Source organism: Maribellus luteus, assembly GCF_003576475.1.
Classification (GTDB): domain Bacteria; phylum Bacteroidota; class Bacteroidia; order Bacteroidales; family Prolixibacteraceae; genus Draconibacterium; species Draconibacterium luteum.
Genome location: NZ_QWGR01000088.1, coordinates 1 through 701 on the forward strand (window position 1 = coordinate 1; position 701 = coordinate 701).

Consider the following 701-nt stretch of genomic DNA (forward strand, 5'->3'; position numbering starts at 1 on the left):
TTCGATGAATGCAACAATCCGCTGGAAGAACAAACATACGAACACAACGGTAGCGACCAAACAGCTCCTTCCTTAACAGGAACACCATTCAGCGATCTTATGGAATACAATGCGTGTATGGCGGATGCCCAAAGTGAAGTTCCGGAATGGAGTGAAGCCAATGCAATCGCAGGATATTCCGATAATTGCGGACAGGATGTTTCGGCATCGCTTGACAGTACAAAAACAACCGGTAGTGATTGCGACTGGACCGTAACCTATTATTACACCGTGTTCGACGAATGCAACAATCCGCTGGAAGAACAAACATACGAACACAACGGCAGCGACCAAACAGCACCTGCCTTAACAGGAATACCATTCAGCGACGCTACTGAATACGATGCCTGTATGGCAGATGCTCAAAGTACAGTCCCGGCATGGAGTGAAACCAATGCAATTACTGGCTACTCGGATAATTGCGGACAGGATGTTTCAGCATCACTTGACAGCACAAAAACAACCGGGAATGACTGCGATTGGACAGTAACCTATTATTATACCGTGTTTGACGAATGCAACAATCCGCTGGAAGAACAAACATACGAACACAACGGTAGCGACCAAACAGCACCTTCCTTAACAGGAACACCATTCAGCGATCCTACCGAATACAATGCCTGCATGACAGATGCTCAAAGTACAGTCCCGGCATGGAGTGA

General features: G+C 46.9%; 1 protein-coding gene. It reads left to right on the forward strand.

The genetic code is table 11. The features are described 5' to 3' along the window. Positions 1-701, forward strand: a 701-nt coding sequence (locus D1614_RS25830) for a hypothetical protein (RefSeq protein ID WP_206610147.1), incomplete at both ends; no start/stop codon positions are given.